We start from the raw sequence: 22,341 nt of genomic DNA on the forward strand, positions 1-22,341 counted from the left end.
ATCGAAAGCATTTCCGGCCAGGGTCGCTGAGGGCTGCCCGAGGCAATCTGCAGAAATGCTCTCTTTTTGTTTTCGCGCAGTTTCCTTTGCAGAACCGCGACGCGCTTCTGCTGAATTGCTCATGCCGCACAGTTAGGATTTTTGCAAAAGAACGGCAAGCACCGCCGCGCGATCAATCGCCGGCGGTGAAGAACTTCCACTTGCCATCGGGCGAAATGCCGATGCGGTAAAAGCTGTAATTACCGTATTCCTGCATATCAGCCAGATCGCCCGCCGTGATGATGCGTAGCAGCTCGACCTTTTCCGGCGCGGTCAGCGTATTGAGCGGCTTTCCGGAGAAATAGGGGAAAACATAGGCTTCATCCGGGGTGCCGGCGTCGACATGGGCATAACCCGTGGAAAGCAGATCGATGATGATCGCCAGCACTTCCAGACCGTCGGGATCGCCGGAATAGCTTTTCAGCGCTGCTATCGGGTCGTCGCTGTCATTGCCGTCGATACGGAACTGCTTGTCGCTGGCGGCGATGAAGGGCCGCAGTTTTTCGATATCGCCCGAAGAAGCGGCGTCGATGATCTGCTGGCGAAGCTTGCGCACAGCTTCCGGCGCCTTTGAAATATCATGCTCGATAACGACCGACATTTCCGGCGTGTTGCCCGGCTTGGCGGGTTGCTGGGTCGATTGACCGGCGGAACGGTCGACCAGAGGGTCGGGCAGGGGAATGCCGTCCGAATCACCTTCGATCTCGTCGGGCTCAGGAGCCTGGGGCCGTTGCGGCTGTTCGCCACTTTGGGCTTGCGGCTCGCCTTCGGTATTTTGTGCGGGTTTCAGCTCGGAAAGCGCAAAGGCGCGGCTGGGCAAGCCAATGGACCCGGCGGTCAAGGCAGCCAAGATGGACAGCATGGCGGAAGAGCGCAAAAGCCCCTTGCTCAGGCAAGACATGACAGACCCCGACTTTACTGTATCACGCGCTGCGGGGAAAATTCGCCTTCAAGCATGCGCTGGCGCAGCGATTCCAGCATTGCTTCAGCACCGGCTTCGCCGTGCATACGGATGGTTTCGCGCATGGCCAGAGCGATTGCGGCATCGGCGATGATCTCCGGCTCGATGCCGTCGGCCATGCCGTCAGCCCATGCCTCGTTCTGGTGTTCCAGAGCGACCTGCATCTTTTCATGCACGATCATGTCGTCGATTTCGTTACGGCTCGTCTGCATTTTTCATCCTCGACAGGGCGGGCAAGTCCTTACCACCCTGTTAACAACACTAGCAGCCTTTTATCAAAACGGCACGGGCTGCGGCGAAAAGAGGTTAACAATCCGCTAATTTCCGAACCTGGACGCAATTTCCTGGGCGAGTGTTGCCCCTTCGTTACGGTAGCCCTCTTCTGCCATGACGGCGGCGCGTGTGCAACTGCTGTGGATGGCCGCAAAGGAACGATATCCACGGTTGAATGCAGCCGTCATGCGCTGGCGCCTTTCAGGTTCGTTGGCCGTATCGGCCGCCAGAAGATCGCTCATCGATTTGCGCCAGTCCTCCGGACCGGAGGAAGGGCACAGGGTTCTCAGATATTGCACCGCCCCCAATATCTCCGACAGCCGTGCCAGCCTGTCGTCATAGGGAGCGGGTTTGGGCGGTTGTGCTTCCGGCGGGCGAACCTCACTGGAAGCAGCCTTCGAAGGCTGCGCATGAGCGACGCCGTCTTGCCCGGCGGGTACAAGCATGGTCAGGAAAAAAGACAGGAAAATGGTTGGCCGTATCAAAATTTTATTCTGCCCCACACATACTCGTGAACACCCGGCGGGCGGATTGGTCCTAAAGCCATCGCGGTCTTTCAGACCGCCCCGTCAGCTTTAGGTCTATATCATGTCGTTATCGCAAAACTGCTGCACAGTGTTGCGCGACATCTTCTAGATAATAGCGATTCTGCCTGGCTGGCAATCATGCAAGCAGCCGCTCGGCGCATTCGACGACGCTTTCCGGTGCCGGCAACCGGCGGATTTCCGACAATGTGAACCAGCCTGCATCCGCCGCGTCGTCGGCCGCCGTCACCGCCGGGTCCGCGTCCGTTTCCACGGTAAAGACGGAGAGGAAATAGTGGCTCGTCAGCGCACCTTCGGGGTCGCGCGACGGCAGGTCATAGGTCGCAAACAGCTGCGGTTTACGCGCGACGATACCGGTTTCCTCCTGAAGTTCGCGCAGCGCCGTCTCGGCTGGCGTTTCACCCTCTTCGCCGCGCCCGCCCGGAAATGCGAACATGTCTTTCGACGGCGGATTTATACGGCGCACGAGCAGAAGCCGATCTCCATTCCGGACGATGGCGGAGGAGGCGGGGCGGGGCTTGATACGAAGGGTCATGAATGGTTTCGCTTGTTTCAGCCGTCTTGGGCCTGTCTATATTGGTCCGGGAATACCGATGGTATATTCGGGAATCGGATCGATTGTGCACGCAGAAGACGGTGGAATGAAGGTCTATCTTATTTATGCCCTGGCGGCTGTTGCGGAAATCGCCGGTTGCTTTTCCTTCTGGGCCTGGCTGAAGCTTGGCAAGACGGGCTGGATATTGCTGCCAGGCATGCTGGCGCTCGCCGCTTTCGCCTGGGCTTTGACGCTGGTGCCGACCGAGAACGCGGGCAGGGCCTATGCCGCCTATGGCGGGATTTACATTGCCGCATCGCTTCTCTGGCTCTGGGGTGTTGAGGGGCAAGTACCGGATAGATGGGATATCGCTGGCGGTGCGGTCTGCCTCGCGGGCACGGCTATCATTTTATTCGGTCCCCGGGCCTGAGGAGCAGACAATGTGCGGACGTTTCGTGCTCAAAGCGACACCGGAAGAGATTGCCGATTATCTTGACCTGATCGGCCTTGAAGATTTTCCCGCCCGTTTCAACATCGCGCCCACACAGCCGATCCTGATCGTGCAGGAGGGTGAACGGCAGGAGCGCGGCAGTAACCTGCCCAACCGTCGGGCCATGCTGGTACGCTGGGGTTTTCTGCCCGGCTGGGTCAAGGACCCGAAGGATTTCCCCCTGCTCATCAATGCGCGTTCGGAAACGGCCATCGGCAAGGCATCCTTTCGCGCCGCCATGCGCCATCGCCGCGTGCTGGTGCCTGCCACCGGCTTTTACGAATGGCGCCGCGCGCCGAAGGAGGAGGGCGGCAAGCCGCAGCCCTATTTCATCCGCCCGAAGAACGGCGGCATCGTCGCCTTTGCCGGCCTCATGGAGACGTGGTCTTCCGCTGACGGGTCCGAGGTCGATACCGGCGCAATCCTAACCACCGCTGCCAACGCCGCGATCGGCCGCATTCACGACCGTATGCCGGTGGTAATCGCGCCGGAGGATTTCAGCCGCTGGCTGGATTGCAAGACGCAGGAACCGCGCGAGGTGGCCGACCTGATGCGCCCGGTTCAGGATGATTTTTTCGAGATGATCCCGGTATCGGACAAGGTCAACAAGGTCGCCAATGTCGGCGCTGACCTTATCGAGCCGGTGCCGGAAAGCGCGCCGCTCGCGAAAATGAGGCTACCTAAGGATGATGGCCAGATGTCATTGTTCTGATGTGCTTGCTGGCATTCGAGGCTGGTCATCGCGGATCGACCCGGTCACTCCACAGTTGCCCATCCTGCGCCCGTCTTACCCGTTCCGCCCGATTTTCTGCAGGCCTTCCTGGATCATGATGTCGGAATAGACGCGGTTGCGGCCGTTCGCCTTGGCGAGGTAGAGCAGCTGGTCTGCGGCATTGAGCTGATTGTCGAAGGGTTCGCCCTTTTCGATTTCCACGACGCCGAGCGAAATCGTCAGCGCCAGGCTGCTGCCGCTCAGCTGGCGGCCGTTCTTTTCGACGGCGTCGCGCAGCTCCTCGCAGAATTGATAGGCGGCATGCGCATTGAGCCCACGCAGGAACACGGCGAATTCCTCGCCGCCAAGGCGCGCGGGAATGTGGCGCTGCTCGTGGCACATGTCGTGCAGCAGTTCGGCAAGCTTCTTCAGCGCCCTGTCGCCGGCATCATGCCCCAGCGTGTCGTTGATCTTCTTGAAATGGTCGATGTCGAGAATGGCGACTGCGCCGTTCTCGTCATTGTCGTTGATGACGTCCATCAGCGCCCGCGTACGCTCGAAGAAGGAGCGGCGGTTCGGCAATCCGGTCAGATGATCCCGCTCTGCCAGTTCACGCAGCCGTTTCAGCTGTTTCAGCGTTTCGATATTGTTGTCGATGCGGCACTGCAATTCTTCCGGCACGAAGGGACGGTAGACGAAATCCGATGCCCCGGCCTTGAGGAAGCTTGCCGAAAGCAGCCGGTCCGTGGAGGACGAGATGCCGATGACCCGCAGGTCTTCCGAGGAACGGCTGTCGCGGATGCGGCGCGTCAGCTCGTAGCCGTCCATGTCAGGCATATGGTAATCGGTGATGACGAGCTGAATCGATGGATCCTGCGACAGGATTTCCAGCGCCTGCTTGCCCGAATGGGCTTCGCTGACCCTGAAATTCTGCCGTTCGAGGATTTCCACGAGGCCGGAACGCGCCGTCCGCACGTCATCCACTACCAGCACGGAAAACAGTCTGTTAGTCAAAATCCGGTCGACCGTTTTCACCACGGCATCAACGGTGCGATGGCCATCCTTGACGATGTAGTCGATGATCTTCTTTTCGGCGTAGCGCTTGCGCGCCTCCTCATCCACCGTGGCGGTGAAGACGATCGCCGGCACCTTGTGGTCGGCAAGAAGTGCGAGAATTTCACCCTTCGGCGCATCGGGCAGATTGAGACCGGTGAGTGCCAGCGTGAAATCATGGGCGCGCAGCAGAATATCGGCCTGCGCCATGCTGTCACAATGGATCACTTCGGCTGGCGTTTCCTCCGAAAGCCGCGACTTCAGCAGCATGGAAAGAGCAACGGAATCTTCAATCAGAAGGATTTTATCCTGCATGCCGTATGAAGCCCCCCATGGCCCGTCTTCGTTGGTTTTCCCGCAACATCCGAATTGGTCCGATACCGCCTGTCAACGGCATCGAAAATCGGCCTTGTTCGCTGTAGCAGGAAGAATCGCTAAAGTAGAAATTTTTTTGATGCTCAGTAGTCGATGCGAGACTATCCGTACAGTCGTCCCGTGGAAGTCGAATACTTTACTTCGTTTTGGTTGCAGCTTCGTTACAGATCGGGAAGTTTTATAAAACAGGCCGGTTATGCGGTTATTGATGGGGGCCGTACAAACGGAGACGGCGCTAATATTAGCGCCGCACATTTAACCGGGTGTTTTTTCGGATTGACCGTTACCATCGCAAAGTCTGCGAGGCTTTGGATGCTGTGCTTTCAAGAAAAGCGAATGTTTTCAAGCGGTTTTGGCGGCGGGCTTGCGCTTCAGCATCAGGGCTGCGGCCGCAACGGCCTTCAGTCCGAGCGGTCGGTAGTGGCTGTTGAGGTCGGGCTTCGCCTGCGGCTGTGCCTTCGTCTCGTTCGTCATTTCTCTTTCTCCACAATTCACGTCAATCGCCGTTTCGATACGTGTGAGCTACTTCTCTCGTGGGTAATCTTGACGGATTCGAGGCGAAAGAAAGCGAAGCCCGCTTTTCGGGCTGCGACATTTTGTGTCACGTCAAACGACGGTTCGTGGGAGAAAAATAATACCTGCGGTTTCAAATACCGCGATCCAAGCCGTTGCCGCCATTGGCATCGTCATGCGCGTCTTCCTCAATCGTCAGCGTGCCATAACGGCGGTGCCAGAGGCGAGCGCTGATGGGGATGAACACGAGATAGGCAGCAACCGTCAGAACCAGTACCTCCCAGGTGAAGCTCATCAGCATCGCGACGTAAAGAACGACGACGAGGATCATCGGCAACACCAGATCGCGGCGAATGCGGCTGGTACCTGACTTCCCCGACCAGACCGGCAGGCGGCTGATGAGAAGATAACCGATCAACACGGTGTAGGCGGCGGCGATATAGGCGAAGGGCTTGCCCGGCTCGACACCAAGGAAGCCGAGATAAACAGGCAGAAGCACCAGCATGGCGCCCATCGGCGCCGGAACGCCCACGAAAAATTCGTTCTGCCACGGCGCCTTCACCGGGCGCTCGATCATGACGTTGAAGCGCGCTAGACGAAGGCCTGCGGCAATCACGTAGATGAGGGCGGCGATCCAGCCTATCGAACGCGCCTGATCGAGCATATAGATATAGACGACGAGGGCAGGGGCGACGCCGAAATTGACGATGTCGGCCAGACTATCCATCTGTTCGCCGAATTTGGATGTCGCCTTCATCATCCGGGCGATGCGCCCGTCGATGCCGTCGAGGAAGGCGGCAAGCAGCACCATGCCCACGGCCAGCTCGAACCGGCCTTCAATGGCAAGGCGCACGCCGCTCAGGCCCGCGCAGATGGCCAGAACGGTGATGAGGTTGGGTATCACGAGGCGAAAGGGAATTTCCCTCAGGCGCGGCCCACGGCCGCTGTCGTTGCGGCCCTCATGTTTTCCGTTCTGTTGCGGCTCCGAGATCGGCGTTTCCATGGCGCATGCCCTTCCTGTTTTCGTCAGCCGCGACGGCTAAGGACCGGACCCTTGGCGGAGCCGAACTCGGCCAGAACCGTTTCGCCGGCAATTGCCGTCTGGCCCACCGAAACGCGCGGCTGAAAACCTTCGGGAAGGAAGATATCGAGGCGCGAACCGAAACGGATAAGACCGAAACGCTCGCCGGCATCAACTGGTTCATTCGGCTTGACCCAGCAGACGATACGGCGGGCGACCATGCCGGCAATCTGCACCACGCCAACCTTGCCATGCGCTGTCTCGATGACGAGGCCGTTGCGCTCATTGTCTTCGGAGGCCTTGTCCACTTCCGCATTGAGGAAGAGGCCGGGGCGGTAGGCGACATTGACGATGCGGCCGCGCACGGGCGCGCGGTTCACATGGCAGTTGAACACGTTCATGAACACCGAAATGCGCACCATCGGCTCCTTGCCGAGTTCCAGCTCCAGCGGCGGAACGACGGTCTGGATGGCGGACACCTTGCCGTCGGCAGGGCTGATGATCAGGTCGTCATCCTGCGGCGTCACGCGCTCGGGGTCGCGGAAGAAGTAGGCGCACCAGGCCGTCAGCACCAGACCGACCCAGAACAGCGGTTCGGATATCCAGCCGAGCACCAGCGATGCGACGAAGAAGGCGGCCACGAAGACGTAGCCTTCCTTGTGGATCGGTACGATGGTGTTGCGAATGGTGTCGAACAGATTCATAAGTTTCCTTGCTCCGGTTTCCGCCTGCCGTGTCTGTATATGGTCGTGATACGACATCATCCATACGGGCATGCGACAAAGTTCGCTTAGCTGGTTACAGCCAAACTCCCCGCCCGGCAATGGTCCGGTTGGTGTGCCGCCCTGTTGTCAGGGGTTTATGCCCGTCAATGCGCGGGTTCGCCGCGGTCCACAACGCCAAGATCGTCGGTTTCGCGAACATGGCGCAGCATTTCCTCTGCGCGAATGGCTTCGCGCTGGCGGCTCCACATCGAGGCATAAAGCCCGTTCTGTGCCATCAGCGAGGCGTGGGTTCCGCGCTCGGCGATCAAACCTTCCTTCAGCACGATGATTTCATCAGCGCTGATGACGGTGGAGAGGCGATGGGCGATGACCAGCGTCGTGCGGTTTTTCGAAACGATATCAAGCGCGCTCTGGATTTCCTGTTCCGTGTGGGTGTCCAGCGCAGAGGTCGCTTCATCGAGAATGAGGATCGGCGGCGCTTTCAGAATGGTTCGGGCAATCGCCACGCGCTGCTTTTCGCCGCCGGAAAGTTTCAAGCCGCGTTCGCCAACCATGGTGGCGTAACCCTCCGGCAGTTTGCCGATGAAAGCGCTGATCTGGGCCGCATCCGCCGCTGCCGTGACCTCCTCGGTCGTTGCCGAAGGGCGTCCGTAACGGATGTTGTAGGCGAGAGTATCGTTGAACAGCACGGTATCCTGCGGCACCATGCCGATCATCGAGCGCAGGCTCTTTTGCGTCACGTCGCGAATGTCCTGCCCGTCGATGGTGACGGCGCCTTCCTGAATATCGTAGAAACGATAAAGCAACCGCGAGATCGTCGATTTTCCGGCACCCGAAGGACCGACGATCGCCACCGTCTTGCCCGCAGGCACATCGAAGGAAATGCCCTTCAGGATCGGTCTTTCCGGATCGTAGGCGAAATGCACGTCGCGAAAGGAAATGGCACCCGGTCCGGCCACAAGCGGCTTCGCATCCGCCCTGTCGGTAACCTCGGCCTCGACCTCGAGAAGTTCGAACATCTGTTCGATGTCGGTCAATCCCTGGCGAATTTCACGATAGACGAAACCGATGAAGTTCAGCGGTACCGAAAGCTGCAGCAGAAGCGCATTGATGAACACGAAATCGCCAATGGTCTGCTCGCCGCGTTGCACGGCCATCGCCGACATCACCATCATGACAGTGGAGCCGATGCCGAAGATCACGCCCTGGCCGAAGTTCAGCCAGCCGAGCGACGTCCAGATCGAGATCGCCGATTTTTCGTAACGCTCCATGGCGACGTCAAAGCGCTTCGCCTCCATCTCCTCATTGCCGAAATATTTGACGGTTTCGAAGTTCAACAATGAATCGATCGCCTTGGTGTTGGCGTCGGTATCGCTGTCGTTCATGGCGCGGCGAATAGAGATGCGCCAGTTGCTGGCCCGCACGGTGAACCAGATATAGGCCCAGACGGTGACAACCGTGACCAGCACATAGGAAAAGCCGTAGGAGGTCCAGAAAATGATCGCCGTCAGCAGGAATTCGATGAAGGTCGGTGCGGTGTTGAGAATGGTGAAACGGACAATGGTTTCGATGCCCTTGGTCCCACGCTCGATAACCCGTGAAAGCCCGCCTGTCTTGCGCTCCAGATGGAAACGCAGGGAAAGCCGGTGCATGTGCACAAAGGTTCGGTAGGCGAGCTGGCGCACGGCATGCTGGCCGACGCTGGCAAACAGCGAATCGCGCAGCTGGTTGAGCCCGACCTGTATCAGCCGCGTCAGATTATAGGCGATGACAAGCGCGACAGCACCGAGCAGGAAGGCCGGAACCAGCCCGACCATGTCCAGCTTGCCGTTCAGCGCATCCGTTGCCCATTTGAAGAAATAGGGAACGAGGATCAGCACCAGCTTGGCGATAACGAGAAACGCCGTCGCCCAGATCACCCGCATTTTCAGGTCAAGGCGGCCTTCCGGCCACATGTAGGGCCAGAGGTTAATGAGGGTTTGCGTGGGATTGCTGGAATCCGCCGAAATGGTTTTTTTCTTGGTGGCCATCATTTGCTCCGGGCACTGCCGGAAGCCGACAGCAGGGCGGCGGCTCTGGAAAGCCGCCGTGCTTGTCACAGGTAGGGTTGTTGCTGGGTCACCGCAATGTCTTGAACGATCAGGAACCGCTCTTCAGACGCTTGCGATGAAGTTCTTCCGCATTCGGCAGTGCCTTCTCCGGCACACCGAAAATCTGGCCGGGCTCGATCAGGTCAGGATTTTTGATCTGATCCTCGTTGGCGAGGTAGATCGTGGTGTAACGCACGCCCTGTCCGTAAACGCGACGGGAAATCTGCCACAGCGTATCGCCGCGGCGGATGATGACGCTGTTCTGGCTTTCGGCAAGTGGCGGCTGCTCGAACGTCTGCGGACCGGCGGGCGCCTGCGGTGCAGGTGCGGGCGGCGCGATGATGTGGAGGTCGGCAAGGCGGCTTGCCAGCGTGGCGATGCCCTTGCCGATCCCGGCAACGTCGTTCGGCCATGCCTCTACCGATGTCAGCAGCTGACGTGCCTTAGCGGCGATATCGCCGGCAAAGGCGGTAAAGGACGGCTCGGTGCCGGCGGCAGTGCGGAACTCGGAGAGCGACTTGAGGCCGATCACCACGGCGGAGCGGCCGGCAATGGCCTGGTCGAGCGCCGGTGTGGCCTGATCCTTGTAGAGATTGGACAGAATGCCGAAGGCCTTGGCGACATCCGTGCGCAGCTTTTCGAAGGCAGCGCGGTCGCTTGCCGTGCTCTGGTTTTCAGCGGGCGCGGTCGTCGTGGCGGCGGATGGCGTTGCGGACGGTGCCTGCATGGCGACGGTTGCCTGGTCGGTCTGCGGGCGCTCGAAAGGAACGCGCACGCGCACCTTCACCGTGCCATCGGCATTCAGCTCTTCGACAGTGATGATATGGCTGCCGACGGAAAGATCGACATTGCCTTCAATGACGAAATGGCCGGAGGCCTCCGTGGTGCTTTTGCCGATTTCCTTGTCATCGACCAGCGCGCGCACGCTCGAAGCGGCAGGCGCGGAACCCGCAACGAAAATCTTCGAGCCTTCGAATTCGACGGCGGTTACCTGAACGGTCGAAGTCAACGGAGCGGCGGCAGCGGACGGAGCCGGGGTACCAGCGGCAGGCGCGGGCGTCGTGGTGGCGGCAGCTGTTGCCGACTGGCCCGGTTGCGCGGCTTGCGGGGGCTGGAGTGCTGAAGGTGCCGCCTCCGGCATTGCCAGCACGCGGCTTGCTTCACCGGGCTTGGACACCATTGCCAAGAGTTCGCCCGCCTTGCCGTTGGGCACGGAAACGGTTGCGACTTCTTCGGATTGCGTTGCCTTGCCGCTGGCGTCGGTCGAGCGCAGCACCAGCTCATGGTCGCCCGGTGGCAGGGGATTGTCAAAAACGGCGGCGAAATCGCCTGATCCGTCGATGGTCGTCTGCGCGATCACCTTGCCGTTGCTGAGAATTTCAAGCTTGGAGCCGGGCTGTGCCTTGCCTGCGACCACAGCCGAACCATCGGGCTCGACGCGAAGCACGTCAAAGGTCGGTGCGCCCGATGTGGACTGCGCTGCATCGGCGGCAGGAGCGGCGGGTTGGGTCTGCTGTGCAGCACCATCGTCGGTGCCGGTGAAGACGCCCGCCAGACGGCGAACCTGCGCCGCCGCCGCCGCTGCACTATCCGGCAGACCGCGCAGGAAAGCGGTGGTGCGTTCGGCCGCAGTGCGCGCCGTGGTGATGAGGCGCGACGTCGTTTCATCGAGCGTCTCGGGAATTTCGATATTGGTCAGTTCCTTGAGCGATGCCTCGACCTTCTTGCGTGCTGCCGCAAAGTCGGCGTCGGACGGAACCTTGCTGTCGGCGAAAAGCGTGGTCAGATCCTTGATCGACTGGGTTGCGGAAGCCGCGAGGCGCCCGACCTTGTCGGCGATATTGGCGGTCTCCTGAGCGGCGTCGGACAGGATGTCGCCCGCCTTGTCGCTGCCCATTTCAACGCTGTTCTTCACCGCGTTGCCCGCTTCGTTGATGGCATCGCCGATGGGTTTGCCGTCATTGGAAATTCTAGGCAGGACGAAAAAGATCATGAGCAGGGACGCGATGCCCAGCACGATCAGTGCCAGCAAACCGGCTTTATTGTTTTTCATCCTGGAATCTCCGGGTATTGTAAGCTTTTTACACGAGTTGAGATTGCTAGCGTCTTACCTTGCCCCAGACAAGCGGCGTGGCCGTAAAAGGCCATATTTGCAAGGGATTTCCCAAATTTTCTTGACGTGTCGCATCCGGCATAGTTCCTTCCCATCATGACGGACAAAAATACAGCGATTCGATCCATCTGCGTTTATTGCGGCTCCCAGCCCGGACGTGACCCGGCTCACATGGAAGCAGGCCGCGCGCTTGGGAAATCCATTGCCGAAAACGGCATTCGCCTGGTCTATGGCGGTGGCACCAAGGGCATCATGGGCGCGGTCGCCAGCGGCGTTCTTTCCAACGGCGGCGAAGTAATGGGTATCATACCGGAATTTCTGGTCGATATGGAGGCTACACGCCATTCTCTCGGACAATTGAACGAGCTTATCGTCACCAAGGACATGCATGAGCGCAAACATATGATGTTTGAGCGCTCGGATGCTTTCGTAACGCTGCCGGGGGGCGTCGGCACGCTGGAAGAGATCGTCGAAATCATGACGTGGGCGCAGCTCGGCCGTCACGCCAAGCCGATTGTCTTCGCCAATATCAACGGCTTCTGGAACCCGATGCTGGAACTTGTGCAGCATATGCGCGATCAGGGTTTCATCCATCGCGCCCATCTTTTGAACCCGCTGGTCATCGATGAGGTCAAGGACATCGTGCCCGCCATCATCGACCGGGCGCTTGCGCAGCAGAACCCGGAAGGCGACCCTTCGGTAATTTCCCGTCTCTAGGCATCGAATAAATGTTAACGGGCCGCCACGAGGTTCGTTACAATTTTAAGTGTATATTAATAGAGATTTGACTGCGGCATCGCCCCGCCCGCTGTTTTCATGGCTCCGCGCCCGATCCTGTGCCAGCGTCTACAAGGCGTAGGCTGAGCGCGGAATTTGATTTTCGCCGCCATGATAGCGGGGCTCATTGGGGAATGATTGCTTTTTTGGTGCGGCTGAAAAGCCGGGCGCATTTTATTATTCAGAGAAGTCCGTTTCAGGGCAGGGATGCGATCCTCGGTTCCGCTGCCCGCCGCCGGGTGGACGCGAAAAAGCGGCTCGGAATATTGATCGCCGTCTTTGCCGTTATCTACGGCGTCGTTGCAGCACGGCTTGTCCAATACGGCCTTGCCGAACCCATTGCGACCGCATGGATCAATACCGGCGCTACAGCGGTCGCCTCCCGTCCCGATATCCTCGACCGCAACGGCACTCTGCTCGCGACCGATCTCAACATGGTGTCGCTCTATGCGGATCCGCGTCGGGTCGTGGACGCGGATGAGGTTGTCGAGAAGCTCGCAACCGTCATCCCCAATCTCGACTGGCGCGAGACGCACCGCAGATTGCGCTCGGACACCGGCTTTCAATGGCTGCGGCGCCAGCTGACGCCGCGCCAGCAGGCCGATATTCTCAACCTCGGCATCCCCGGCATCGGTTTCCGGCCGGAGAAACGGCGCTTTTATCCGGGTGGCCCCGCAGCCTCGCATATCATCGGCCACGTCAATGTCGACAATCAGGGCCTTGCGGGGATGGAACGTTATCTCGACCAGCAGGGCCTGGCCGACTTGCGCGCGACCGGCCTTGCCAGCGGTGCACCGCTGGAGCCGGTGAGGTTGTCGATCGATCTGCGGGTGCAGAATATCGTGCGTGAGGTCGTGCTCAAGGCGAAAACCGCCTATCAGGCGGAGGCTGCCGGTTCAGTGATATTGGATGTGGAGACGGGCGAGGTGCTGGCCATGGCATCGGTGCCGGATTACGACCCGAACGAGCCTTCCCGCACCCTTGCCGATGGCAGCATCGACAGGGAGTATGAAAAGGGCTGGTTCAACCGCATGAGCAATGCGACCTTCGAGATGGGATCCACCTTCAAGAGCTTCACACTTGCCATGGGACTGGATGCAGGTGCCATAACGCTCAACTCGGTGGTTGACGCGTCGCGACCCATCCGCATGGGAGGCTTCACCATCAAGGATTTCAAGGGCCGGAACCGCCCGCTGTCGATCCCGGAAGTGTTTCAATATTCATCGAATATCGGCACGGCGGCTGTTGCCGACAAGGTCGGGGTCGAAGGCCACCAGCAGTTCCTGACGAAACTGGGACTTCTCTCCAGAATGGATACGGAAATGCCTGGCGTTGCCACGCCAACCCAGCCGAGAACATGGAAGAAGATCAATTCCGTCACCATTTCCTTCGGCCATGGCGTTGCCACTACGCCTTTGCAGACGGCGGTGGCAGCAGCTGCGCTCATCAATGGCGGCAGCCTTATTTCGCCGACCTTCCTGCCGCGTTCCCGAGAGGATGCGGCAGTGCTTTCCCGCACCGTCATCAACGGAAAGACGAGCGCCGATATGCGTTACCTTTTCAACTGGAACGGCATCAAAGGGTCGGGCAGGGGTGCGCAGGTGGAAGGATTTCACGTTGGCGGCAAGACCGGAACCGCCGACAAGGTCATCAATGGCCGTTATGCCAAGGATATCAATTTCAACGCCTTCGTTGCCGGTTTTCCGATGCACAAGCCAAAATATGTCGTGCTGACGATGATCGACGCCCCCAGGACCGGCGTGAACGGAGGACGCACGGCTGCCTCGACGGCCGCACCCATGACCCGTGAAATTATCACCCAGACGGCTGGACTTCTCGGCGTCAAACCGCGCTTCGGTTATGACGCGACACCGCAATTGCTGGTCGATTATTGAAGACCCACATTCCAGTTACAGACACCGGAATGTGGTGAGGGGGGCATGACGCAGAAGGTTATCGCTTCAGCCGCATCAGGCTAGATGCGGTATAGATCGCCAGCGCCACCCAGATCATTGCAAAGGCCGCCATCCGCACCATGTCGAACGGTTCCTTGAAGATGAAGATGGCGATGAGGAAGATCATCGTCGGAGCGATATATTGCATGATGCCGATGGTCGACAGCCGCAGAAGCTTTGCACCATTGCCGTAAAGAATAAGCGGAACGGCGGTGACGATGCCGCTGGCCGCAAGCAGCCAGGTATCGGTCGCATTGCCGGCCATGAAATGCGCCTGTCCGCTTATGGCAAGCCAGGCCAGCACCAGCACGGCCGGAACGGAAAGAAGCATGACTTCAAGCAGGAAGCCCTGTGTGGCGCCGATTGGCAGCGTCTTGCGGAAGAAGGCGTAAAAACCCCAGGACACGGTGAGCGCAATGGAAACCCATGGCAGGCTGCCCGCATGCCAGGTGAGGATCGCAACGGCCAGCCCCACGAGGCCGATGGCGGCGATCTGCGCCGGATAAAGCTTTTCCTTGAGCAGTACCGCGCCGAGGAAGATGCTGAACAGCGGATTGATAAAATAGCCAAGCGCGGCATCGAGTGCGCGGCCCGCGCCGATCGCCCAGATATAGATGCCCCAGTTGATGCTGATGAGCGCGGCCGTGAGGCTTGCCATGGCAAGCATTTTAGGGGTTTTCAGCGCAGTGCGGATTTCCGCCGTGCGACCGAGAGCGATAAGGACGGCAGCGCCGATAGGCACCGACCAGATGACGCGGTGCACGATGACCTCTATCGGCGAAATATGCGCAACCGCCTTCATGTAGATGGGAAGGAATCCCCACAGCAGATATGCGGAGAGCGCGAAAGCAAAACCGCGTGCGCTATCGCCGCCCTCTTGGGCCGGAAGCGTTTTATCGAGTGCCATGGGAGTACCGCCAATTATTAGGGATGGCCCTTCATAACGGATCGGAGTAGCGCGGGCCAATTCATTTCCGTGAAGCGTTCATGAGAAAAACTGCACGAATAAAGGGCGATTTGCTCTTGAAACAGGCGACTTTGCGACCAAACGGATGATCCACGCACAAAAATCTGCGTGAATCGTTATCTCATCAGGCCGCTTCAAGCATCTGAAAGGCCTGCCTATTTCCCCCCGAAACGATCGGTTGCGCGGATCAGCTGGTCAAGAATACCGGGTTCGCTCAGGGCATGCCCGGCTGCCTCGACAATATGGAAATCAGCCTTCGGCCAAGCCTTGGCAAGCTGCCAGGCATATTTCAGCGGGCAGGGCATATCGTAACGCCCGTGCACGATGACGCCCGGAATATCGCGAAGCTTGCCGGCATCGCGCAGCAATTGCCCTTCCTCCAGCCAGCCGCCATTGACGAAGAAGTGGTTCTCGATGCGTGCGAAGGCGATGGCGTATTTATCCTCGCCGAAATCCTCGACGCGCGCCGGATCGGTAACAAGGGCGATGGTCGCGCCTTCCCACTGGCTCCATGCTCGCGCGCATTCGAGTTTCTTGGCTTCGTCCGTACCGGTGAGATAGCGATTATAGGCCTGCATCATCTCGCCGCGCTCGGCTTCAGGAATTGGCGCTATGAAGTTTTCCCAGCGATCGGGATACATTTCAGAAACGCCGAACTGGTAATACCAATCCAGTTCCGGCCTGGTGACCGTGTAGATGCCGCGCAGTACCAGTTCGCTCACGCGTTCGGAATGAGTCTCGGCATAGGCGAGCGCCAGCGTCGAGCCCCAGGAGCCGCCGAAAACCAGCCATTTTTCAAAGCCGCACAGCGCACGGAGCCTTTCAATGTCGGCAACCAGATGCCAGGTGGTGTTGGCTTCCAGTTCCGCATGCGGCGTGGAGCGACCGCAGCCGCGCTGATCGAACAGGATGACGTCGTAAAGTGCCGGGTCGAAAACGCGGCGATGCGTGGGGTTTACTCCGCCGCCCGGACCGCCATGCAGGAAAACCGCCGGTTTCGCACCGCGTGTACCAACCCGCTCCCAATAGATCGTGTGCCCATCGCCGACATCGAGCATGCCGCTCTCGAAGGGTTCGATCTCGGGATAGAAGCTGCGCAATTCTTCGGTCATGTCTTACTTTCCTTCAGGTGGCCATTCGGCCGTGTGACGATCCGGGTGTTGCCGGTTGTTGACCGGTAGCCGGTTTTCATCCGGCGCAGCTTCCGGCTCGACCGGCAAGCCGTCAAGCTCCCCGAACCAATGCATTTTGCTGTCGAGATTTGATTGCGCCTCGGGCTTTATCAGCTCCGGCTCGTCCAGCGAACCAAGCGTGATGTTGATGAAATCGGCGTCCGGCATGTCATAGAAAAGCGGCGTGCCGCACCGTCCGCAAAAACCGCGCCGCACGTGATCGGACGACTGGAACCACGAAGCCTCGCCACGGGTCATTTCAAACTTCGCGCGGGTACTTGCTGCAAGCGGCATGAAATAGTTGCCCGATGCCTTCTGGCACATGCGGCAATGACACAGATGCGGATAGCGTAACCCGCCATCGATCCGGTAACGCACGGCGCCACACTGGCATCCGCCGCTGAAGCTTTCTGAACCGTTCATGCGCGATCGTCTTCCGGCGGCCAGACCTTGGTGTCGTGGTCCGGGTGTTGGAAGGAGGTGATATCAGCCTCATCGACGCTCTGCTCGATTGCAGGTTTTGAAAACAGCTGCTCGATCCAGGGCATGCGCTTGTGGATATTGACCTGCACCTGCGGTTCGATCCGCTCCGGATGATCGAAAGCGCCGATCGCGATCTCTACGCCGCCAGGATAATGGTAGGTCAGCGGCGTGCCGCATTTGTTGCAGAAGCCGCGATGGATTTTCGCAGATGAACGGAAGAGGGAAGGCTGGCCGCGCGTCCATGTCAGATGCGCCTGATCGGCGGTGACGAGCGCACCGAAGAAATTGCCGAAATGCTTCTGGCACATGCGACAATGGCAAATGGAGGGGCGACCGATCTTGCCCGCATGAAACCGCACGGCGCCGCACTGGCAGCCGCCGGAAAAGCCTGTTTCGCTCATCGTTTATTCTCCGGGGGCCAGCTCTCGGTGTCATGGTCGGGGTGCTGGTAGGAAACGAGGTGGGTCAGATAGTCGACCGAGGTCAGATCGTCTTCCGTTGGGACGGCGGGTAGCGTGTGTATGCTGTCGACGAAATCGATTTTGCGTTCCACGCCCCACTGAATGGTGGGCGGCAAGGCGGCGGGATCGTCGAAAGCACCGGCCGCAACCGCCATGCCATCCGGCGCCTCATAGGTCAGCGGCGTGCCGCATTCGGGGCAGAAGCCGCGCTTGACGACGCTGGAGGACTGAAAACGTTTCGGCTCCCCCCGCGTCCATTCGAAATCGATGCCGCGCACGGAAACCAGCGGCGCATAATAGGCCCCAAAAGCCTTCTGGCACATACGGCAATGACAGATGGAACTGTCCTTGAGATCGCCGGTCGCGCGGAACCGGATCGCGCCGCACTGGCATCCGCCGGTGTAGGTGGTCATGGTTGGCTCTCCTTTACCGTCCGGATAATGTGGAGACAGACATTGTCGATGTCTTTCAGGATATCATCGTTCCAGAAACGGAGGACGGTCCAGCCGTCTTCCTGAAGCCGCGCAGTTCGTTCCTGATCGTATTGTAGCGCCGCCTCGGTTGTATGTTGGGAGCCATCGATCTCGATAATCAGGCGATGATCCGAACATGCGAAATCGACGATAAAACCGGCAATCGGCATTTGTCTGCGGAAACTTAACCCCTCGAGGCGATGCGCGCGAATAGCATTCCAGAGCTTCAGTTCGGCATCCGTCATTACTTTCCGCATCTGCTTCGCATATTTGCGATGCATCGGGTCTACGTCCGCGTGTGGCATCATTGGTTCGCCAGTTAGCTGCTTTACCTCAGATTGGTTGAGGTAACTCAAAACCGCAAGCGGATTGTGGTGACCGTCGGCCCCCCTCTGCCCTGCCGGGCATCTCCCCCACAGGTGGGGAGATCAATCGCGGTTATCGCTCGCCCCTCTTGAACGCTGAATACGGAGCGGAAGTGTGCTTCCGGCTGATCTCCCGGCAGGGCAGAGGGGGGGAAGTCCCAAGCCGCAGCAGCAAATTACCGCTTCGACTCCCAGGTCGTCGTCCGTTCCCCGGTTTCCTTATCCTTGCCATCCTTCAGCTGAATGCCCTTTTCAGAAAGCTCGTCGCGCAAACGATCCGCCTCTGCAAAGTTCTTCGCCTTCAGCATTTCAAGGCGTAGCTGCACCAGAGCATCGACTGCCGAAACGATTGCCTCGTCCACTTCCGCTTTCTTCGGCAATACGCCGAGCAGCGCGGCGCTGGCCGCAAAGGCGGGCAGGCGGGCAGGATCGGTGTTGGCGGCATGTGCCAACGCGTGAAGCGCCTGCACGGCGGCAACCGTGTTCAGGTCGTCGGCAAGCGCATCTAGCACGGTTTCATCCGGTGCCGCGTCGGAGGCTTCGGCCGCCGGCCACTTGGCGAGAAGACGTTCGGCCTCTTCGAGACGCTTCACCGAAAAATCGATTGGCTCGCGGTAATGCGTCATCAGCATGGCAAGGCGAAGAACCTCGCCCGGCCATTGGCGGCCGCCGAATTTTTCGGTGTGCAGCAATTCATAGATGGTCACGAAGTTGCCCTCGGACTTCGACATCTTGCGGCCTTCCACCTGCACGAAGCCATTATGCATCCAAACATTGGCCATCACCTGCGTGCCGTGGGCGCAGCGGGATTGCGCGATTTCGTTCTCGTGATGCGGGAAGATGAGATCGAGCCCGCCGCCGTGAATGTCGAACACTTCGCCGAGGTAGCGACCGGCCATGGCCGAGCATTCGATGTGCCAGCCCGGACGGCCGCGGCCCCAGGGGCTTTCCCAGCCGGGCTCATTATCAGAGGAAAGTTTCCACAGCACGAAATCGCCGGGGGTCTTCTTGTGGGCTTCCACCGCCACGCGCGCGCCGGCCTGCTGTTCGTCCAGCGGGCGTTTGGACAGCTGGCCGTAATCGGCCATCGAGCGGGTGTCGAACAGCACTTCGCCGCCCGCCGCATAGGCATGGCCGCGCGCGATCAGCTTCTCGATGATGTTGATCATCTCGGCGATGTAGTCGGTGGCGCGCGGTTCAACGGTCGGCTGCAGGCAGCCGAGTGCTGCCACATCGTCATGGAACTGGTCGGCGGTCTTTTTCGTCACCGCGTGGATGGCGTCATTCAGCGGCAGATGCGGATAGTCGCGCAGCGCCCTTGCGTTGATCTTGTCGTCGAGATCGGTGATGTTGCGGGCGTAGGTCACATGGCTTTCGCCATAGACGTGGCGCAGCAGCCGGTAAAGAACATCGAAAACGATGACCGGGCGCGCATTGCCGATATGGGCGAAATCGTAAACCGTTGGTCCGCAGACATACATGCGCACATTGTCGGCGTCGATCGGCGCAAATTCCGTCTTTTCGCGTGTCAGGGTGTTGTGGAGTTTCAGGCGCAAGGACATGCGGGCGTTCCCTAAAGGCAGTCAATTGTCCTGGCCGGACCGTTTGTCTGTTGGACCTTGCGGGGAGACGAAAACGATCTGGCCGGTGGTGAACCAGCAAAAATTATTCAGCAGCAGGTGCAGATCGTTGTTTTCATGCCTTGCCTTATGGCGTGCCGGTGTTTCGCGGTCAAGCGTTTCTCGCAGGCGCCAGAAGCACCTTAAGAGATCGCCTTGACCAAAAGCCTATTCCGGCTGGCGGTAATCCAGGAATTTGCCTTCACGCACCACGAAGAGCTTGCCGGTTTCGGTAAGCTCAGGCGAGGCGAGTTGAACAATGGCGGCGGCAACTTCAGAAGGGTGTGGCACGTCTGCGGGGTCTTCACCGGGCATGGCCTGGGCGCGCATCGCGGTGCGCGTCGCGCCGGGATTGATGCTGTTGATGCGCAGCGCGGTTTTATCGGTTTCCGCAGCCCAGGTGCGGGCAAGTGCCTCAACGGCGGCCTTGGAGGTGGAATAGACGCCCCAGAAGGGACGACAGCTATGGGCAGCACCCGAAGACAGGATCAACGCGCGCCCCGCATCCGATCGCAGGAGCAACGGTTCGACCGAGCGGATCAGCCGCCATGTAGCGGTGACATTGATGGTCATGACCTTTTCGAAGACTTTCGCCTCGATATGGCCGACCGGCGAGATGACGCCGAGAACACCGGCATTCGCGACCAGAATATCGAGCTTGCCCCAGCGCTCGAAGATATTGGCGCCCAGCGCATCGATGGCGTTCATGTCGGCGAGATCGAAGGGAACCAGCGTCGCGGTGCCGCCGACGGCCTTGACGGCGTCGTCCAGATCCTCGAGGCCGCCGACCGTGCGGGCGCAGGCAATGACATGCGCACCGGCCTTGGCAAGTTCCAGCGCCGTGAAATAGCCGATACCGCGCGACGCGCCGGTGACGAGCGCGATCCTGCCCTTGAGATTGATGGTCATTTTGCCCCCTCCGAAATTCATTCCGCTTGTTTTATGAAGCCCCTGACGCCAACCGCAAGCGATCAAAACGCCGCAGCGGGCACGGTTTCAATCGCCCGCCACAAAAAAGCGGCCACCGGAAGCCGGTGGCCGCTTGTTATTTCAAGATTATCAGCCGTTGCTGGCCAGCACGGAAATCTTGCTGCCCATCGCCTCGCCGTTCTGGTCGAGAAGGCGCGTAGGGTAGTCGCCGGTAAAATAATGGTCCGTGAATTGCGGACGCGCATTGTTGCGGTTCTCGCCACCGACGGCGCGGTAAAGACCGTCGATCGACAGGAAGGCAAGCGAATCGGCGCCAATGAATTTCGCCATGGCGTCCACATCGGCATATTGGTTGGCGAGCAGCTTGTCGGCATCAGGCGTGTCTATGCCGTAGAAATCCGGATGGAAAATCATCGGGCTGGCAACGCGGATATGCACTTCTTTCGCGCCCGCTTCGCGGATCATTTGCACGATCTTCAATGAAGTCGTGCCGCGCACGATCGAATCATCCACCAGCACCACGCGCTTGCCTTCAATCATCGCCCGGTTGGCGGAATGCTTGAGCTTGACGCCAAAAGCGCGAATCTGCTGCGTCGGCTCGATGAAGGTACGGCCGACATAGTGGTTGCGGATGATTCCGTATTCGAACGGAATACCGCTTTCCTGCGCAAAACCGAGCGCTGCCGGCGTGCCGCCATCGGGAACCGGAACGACAACGTCAGCTTCCAGCGGCGCTTCCTTGGCAAGGTTCATGCCCATGTTCTTGCGCGTCGTATAGACGTTGCGGCCGCCGACGACGGAATCGGGGCGGGCGAAATAAACATATTCGAACAGGCAGAGACGTTCCGGCTGCGGCTTCGAAGGCTTGCGTGCATCGATGGTGATCGAACCATCAGGCTGAATTTCGCAGATGATGACTTCGCCGTTTTCGACGTCACGCACGAATTTCGCGCCGATGATATCGAGAGCGCAGGTCTCCGAGCAGAAGATCGGCTTGCCGTCCAGCTCACCCATGACGAGCGGACGGATGCCGATCGGGTCGCGGGCTGCGATCAGCTTGGTGCGGGTCATCGCCAGCATCGAATAGCCGCCTTCCATCTGGCGGATGGCGTCGATGAAACGGTCGGCAGTGGAGCTGTGACGCGAACGGGCGATGAGGTGCAGCACGACTTCGGTATCCGATGTCGACTGACAGATGGCGCCGGTGGCGATGATCTGTCGGCGAAGCGTCAGGCCATTGGTGAAATTGCCGTTATGGGCAATCGAAATGCCGCCTTCTTCCAGCTCGGCAAACAGTGGCTGCACGTTGCGCATCGCCACTTCGCCTGTCGTGGAGTAGCGGGTGTGGCCAATAGCGATGGAGCCGGGCAGGCGGGCAAGGGTTGCCGGATCGGTATAATGATCGCCGACGAGGCCCATATGGCGTTCCTGATGGAAGCGCTTGCCATCGAAGGAGACGATGCCTGCTGCCTCCTGGCCGCGATGCTGAAGCGCATGCAGGCCGAGTGCAGTCAGGGCGGAGGCATCGGCGTGGCCGAGAATGCCGAACACGCCGCACTCTTCGTGCAGCGTGTCGCCGTCGATCTCTTCATTGAAAGTGGAATGCGAAAGCGGCTCAATCATCCGGCTTGCCCTTGCTCTCTACCGAGAAAAACGAAAGACCTCTCCGGTGAGCTTGTCTCCCGGTCGGCCAG

23 protein-coding genes are annotated in these 22,341 nt (G+C 59.5%); 4 read left to right on the forward strand and 19 right to left on the reverse strand.

The annotated features are described in order from the left end of the window. Positions 1–172: 172 nt before the first annotated feature. The 4 genes from ACZ5A6_RS03740 to ACZ5A6_RS03755 all read right to left on the reverse strand — a co-directional run bounded on the left by ACZ5A6_RS03740 (position 173) and on the right by ACZ5A6_RS03755 (position 2,353). Positions 173–940: a hypothetical protein gene (locus tag ACZ5A6_RS03740; RefSeq protein WP_026330794.1), complete on the reverse strand. Its 768-nt coding sequence runs from the start codon at positions 938–940 to the stop codon at positions 173–175. Positions 941–954: 14 nt separating this feature from the next. Next, positions 955–1,212 (reverse strand): hypothetical protein, encoded by a 258-nt coding sequence (locus ACZ5A6_RS03745; protein WP_003496894.1) that lies wholly within the window; start codon positions 1,210–1,212, stop codon positions 955–957. Positions 1,213–1,317: 105 nt separating this feature from the next. Next, positions 1,318–1,758, reverse strand: a complete 441-nt coding sequence (locus tag ACZ5A6_RS03750) for a TIGR02301 family protein (protein WP_003512294.1) — start codon at positions 1,756–1,758, stop codon at positions 1,318–1,320. A gap of 178 nt (positions 1,759–1,936) precedes the next feature. After that, on the reverse strand, positions 1,937–2,353 hold the full coding sequence (locus tag ACZ5A6_RS03755; protein ID WP_003512297.1) for an NUDIX hydrolase: 417 nt from the start codon (positions 2,351–2,353) through the stop codon (positions 1,937–1,939). A gap of 106 nt (positions 2,354–2,459) precedes the next feature. Between ACZ5A6_RS03755 and ACZ5A6_RS03760 the strand changes: the two genes are divergently transcribed. Both ACZ5A6_RS03760 and ACZ5A6_RS03765 read left to right on the forward strand, forming a co-directional pair. Further along, on the forward strand, positions 2,460–2,783 hold the full coding sequence (locus ACZ5A6_RS03760; protein WP_174061503.1) for a YnfA family protein: 324 nt from the start codon (positions 2,460–2,462) through the stop codon (positions 2,781–2,783). Between the two features lie 10 nt (positions 2,784–2,793). After that, the gene (locus tag ACZ5A6_RS03765; RefSeq protein ID WP_174061502.1) at positions 2,794–3,555 is read left to right on the forward strand and encodes an SOS response-associated peptidase; all 762 of its coding nucleotides are present in this window, start codon (positions 2,794–2,796) and stop codon (positions 3,553–3,555) included. Positions 3,556–3,630: 75 nt separating this feature from the next. On the opposite strand, the gene ACZ5A6_RS03770 is transcribed toward ACZ5A6_RS03765, so the two are convergent. From ACZ5A6_RS03770 to ACZ5A6_RS03795, 6 genes are all read right to left on the reverse strand, one after another. Further along, positions 3,631–4,923 carry a GGDEF domain-containing response regulator gene (locus ACZ5A6_RS03770; protein WP_065658085.1) on the reverse strand — a complete coding sequence of 431 codons (1,293 nt, stop codon included), beginning with the start codon at positions 4,921–4,923 and terminating at the stop codon, positions 3,631–3,633. A 402-nt stretch (positions 4,924–5,325) separates the two neighbouring features. Further along, positions 5,326–5,457, reverse strand: coding sequence for a hypothetical protein (locus tag ACZ5A6_RS03775; protein ID WP_003496883.1), 132 nt, complete (start codon positions 5,455–5,457; stop codon positions 5,326–5,328). A 172-nt stretch (positions 5,458–5,629) separates the two neighbouring features. Then, positions 5,630–6,499: a CDP-diacylglycerol--serine O-phosphatidyltransferase gene (gene pssA / locus ACZ5A6_RS03780; protein WP_003512304.1), complete on the reverse strand. Its 870-nt coding sequence runs from the start codon at positions 6,497–6,499 to the stop codon at positions 5,630–5,632. 23 nt (positions 6,500–6,522) lie between these two features. Beyond that, positions 6,523–7,221: a phosphatidylserine decarboxylase gene (locus ACZ5A6_RS03785; RefSeq protein ID WP_003512305.1), complete on the reverse strand. Its 699-nt coding sequence runs from the start codon at positions 7,219–7,221 to the stop codon at positions 6,523–6,525. 164 nt (positions 7,222–7,385) lie between these two features. Further along, complete coding sequence (locus ACZ5A6_RS03790) at positions 7,386–9,272, reverse strand: ABCB family ABC transporter ATP-binding protein/permease (RefSeq protein WP_112152841.1); 1,887 nt, start codon at positions 9,270–9,272, stop codon at positions 7,386–7,388. 109 nt (positions 9,273–9,381) lie between these two features. Then, a complete protein-coding gene (locus ACZ5A6_RS03795) occupies positions 9,382–11,385 on the reverse strand; it encodes a LysM peptidoglycan-binding domain-containing protein (RefSeq protein ID WP_065688175.1) in 2,004 nt (667 codons plus the stop codon). Between the two features lie 156 nt (positions 11,386–11,541). Here ACZ5A6_RS03795 and ACZ5A6_RS03800 point away from each other — a divergent pair, with 156 nt between their 5' ends. Together ACZ5A6_RS03800 and ACZ5A6_RS03805 are read left to right on the forward strand one after the other, a co-directional pair. Beyond that, positions 11,542–12,162, forward strand: a complete 621-nt coding sequence (locus tag ACZ5A6_RS03800) for an LOG family protein (RefSeq protein ID WP_464111049.1) — start codon at positions 11,542–11,544, stop codon at positions 12,160–12,162. A gap of 194 nt (positions 12,163–12,356) precedes the next feature. Beyond that, positions 12,357–14,117: a peptidoglycan D,D-transpeptidase FtsI family protein gene (locus tag ACZ5A6_RS03805; RefSeq protein ID WP_065658082.1), complete on the forward strand. Its 1,761-nt coding sequence runs from the start codon at positions 12,357–12,359 to the stop codon at positions 14,115–14,117. Positions 14,118–14,175: 58 nt separating this feature from the next. On the opposite strand, the gene rarD is transcribed toward ACZ5A6_RS03805, so the two are convergent. From rarD to purF, 9 genes are all read right to left on the reverse strand, one after another. Then, complete coding sequence (rarD, locus tag ACZ5A6_RS03810; RefSeq protein ID WP_003512314.1) at positions 14,176–15,084, reverse strand: EamA family transporter RarD; 909 nt, start codon at positions 15,082–15,084, stop codon at positions 14,176–14,178. Positions 15,085–15,299: 215 nt separating this feature from the next. Then, positions 15,300–16,256, reverse strand: a complete 957-nt coding sequence (pip, locus tag ACZ5A6_RS03815; RefSeq protein ID WP_065658081.1) for a prolyl aminopeptidase — start codon at positions 16,254–16,256, stop codon at positions 15,300–15,302. Positions 16,257–16,259: 3 nt separating this feature from the next. Further along, complete coding sequence (locus ACZ5A6_RS03820; RefSeq protein WP_174061499.1) at positions 16,260–16,739, reverse strand: GFA family protein; 480 nt, start codon at positions 16,737–16,739, stop codon at positions 16,260–16,262. Further along, positions 16,736–17,200: a GFA family protein gene (locus tag ACZ5A6_RS03825; RefSeq protein ID WP_003512324.1), complete on the reverse strand. Its 465-nt coding sequence runs from the start codon at positions 17,198–17,200 to the stop codon at positions 16,736–16,738. The genes ACZ5A6_RS03820 and ACZ5A6_RS03825 overlap by 4 nt, the downstream gene beginning before the upstream one ends. Next, positions 17,197–17,673, reverse strand: coding sequence for a GFA family protein (locus ACZ5A6_RS03830; protein ID WP_174061498.1), 477 nt, complete (start codon positions 17,671–17,673; stop codon positions 17,197–17,199). Before ACZ5A6_RS03830 ends, ACZ5A6_RS03825 begins: the two co-directional genes overlap by 4 nt. Further along, positions 17,670–18,038: an endonuclease domain-containing protein gene (locus ACZ5A6_RS03835; protein WP_174061626.1), complete on the reverse strand. Its 369-nt coding sequence runs from the start codon at positions 18,036–18,038 to the stop codon at positions 17,670–17,672. Before ACZ5A6_RS03835 ends, ACZ5A6_RS03830 begins: the two co-directional genes overlap by 4 nt. A 236-nt stretch (positions 18,039–18,274) precedes the next feature. After that, the gene (gene cysS / locus ACZ5A6_RS03840; RefSeq protein ID WP_464111050.1) at positions 18,275–19,660 is read right to left on the reverse strand and encodes a cysteine--tRNA ligase; all 1,386 of its coding nucleotides are present in this window, start codon (positions 19,658–19,660) and stop codon (positions 18,275–18,277) included. Between the two features lie 225 nt (positions 19,661–19,885). Continuing rightward, positions 19,886–20,626, reverse strand: a complete 741-nt coding sequence (locus tag ACZ5A6_RS03845) for an SDR family NAD(P)-dependent oxidoreductase (RefSeq protein WP_174061496.1) — start codon at positions 20,624–20,626, stop codon at positions 19,886–19,888. A 150-nt stretch (positions 20,627–20,776) separates the two neighbouring features. Beyond that, positions 20,777–22,270: an amidophosphoribosyltransferase gene (purF, locus tag ACZ5A6_RS03850; protein ID WP_003512343.1), complete on the reverse strand. Its 1,494-nt coding sequence runs from the start codon at positions 22,268–22,270 to the stop codon at positions 20,777–20,779. Between the last annotated feature and the right edge of the window lie 71 nt (positions 22,271–22,341).

The organism is Agrobacterium sp. 6Ca8 (assembly GCF_055382765.1).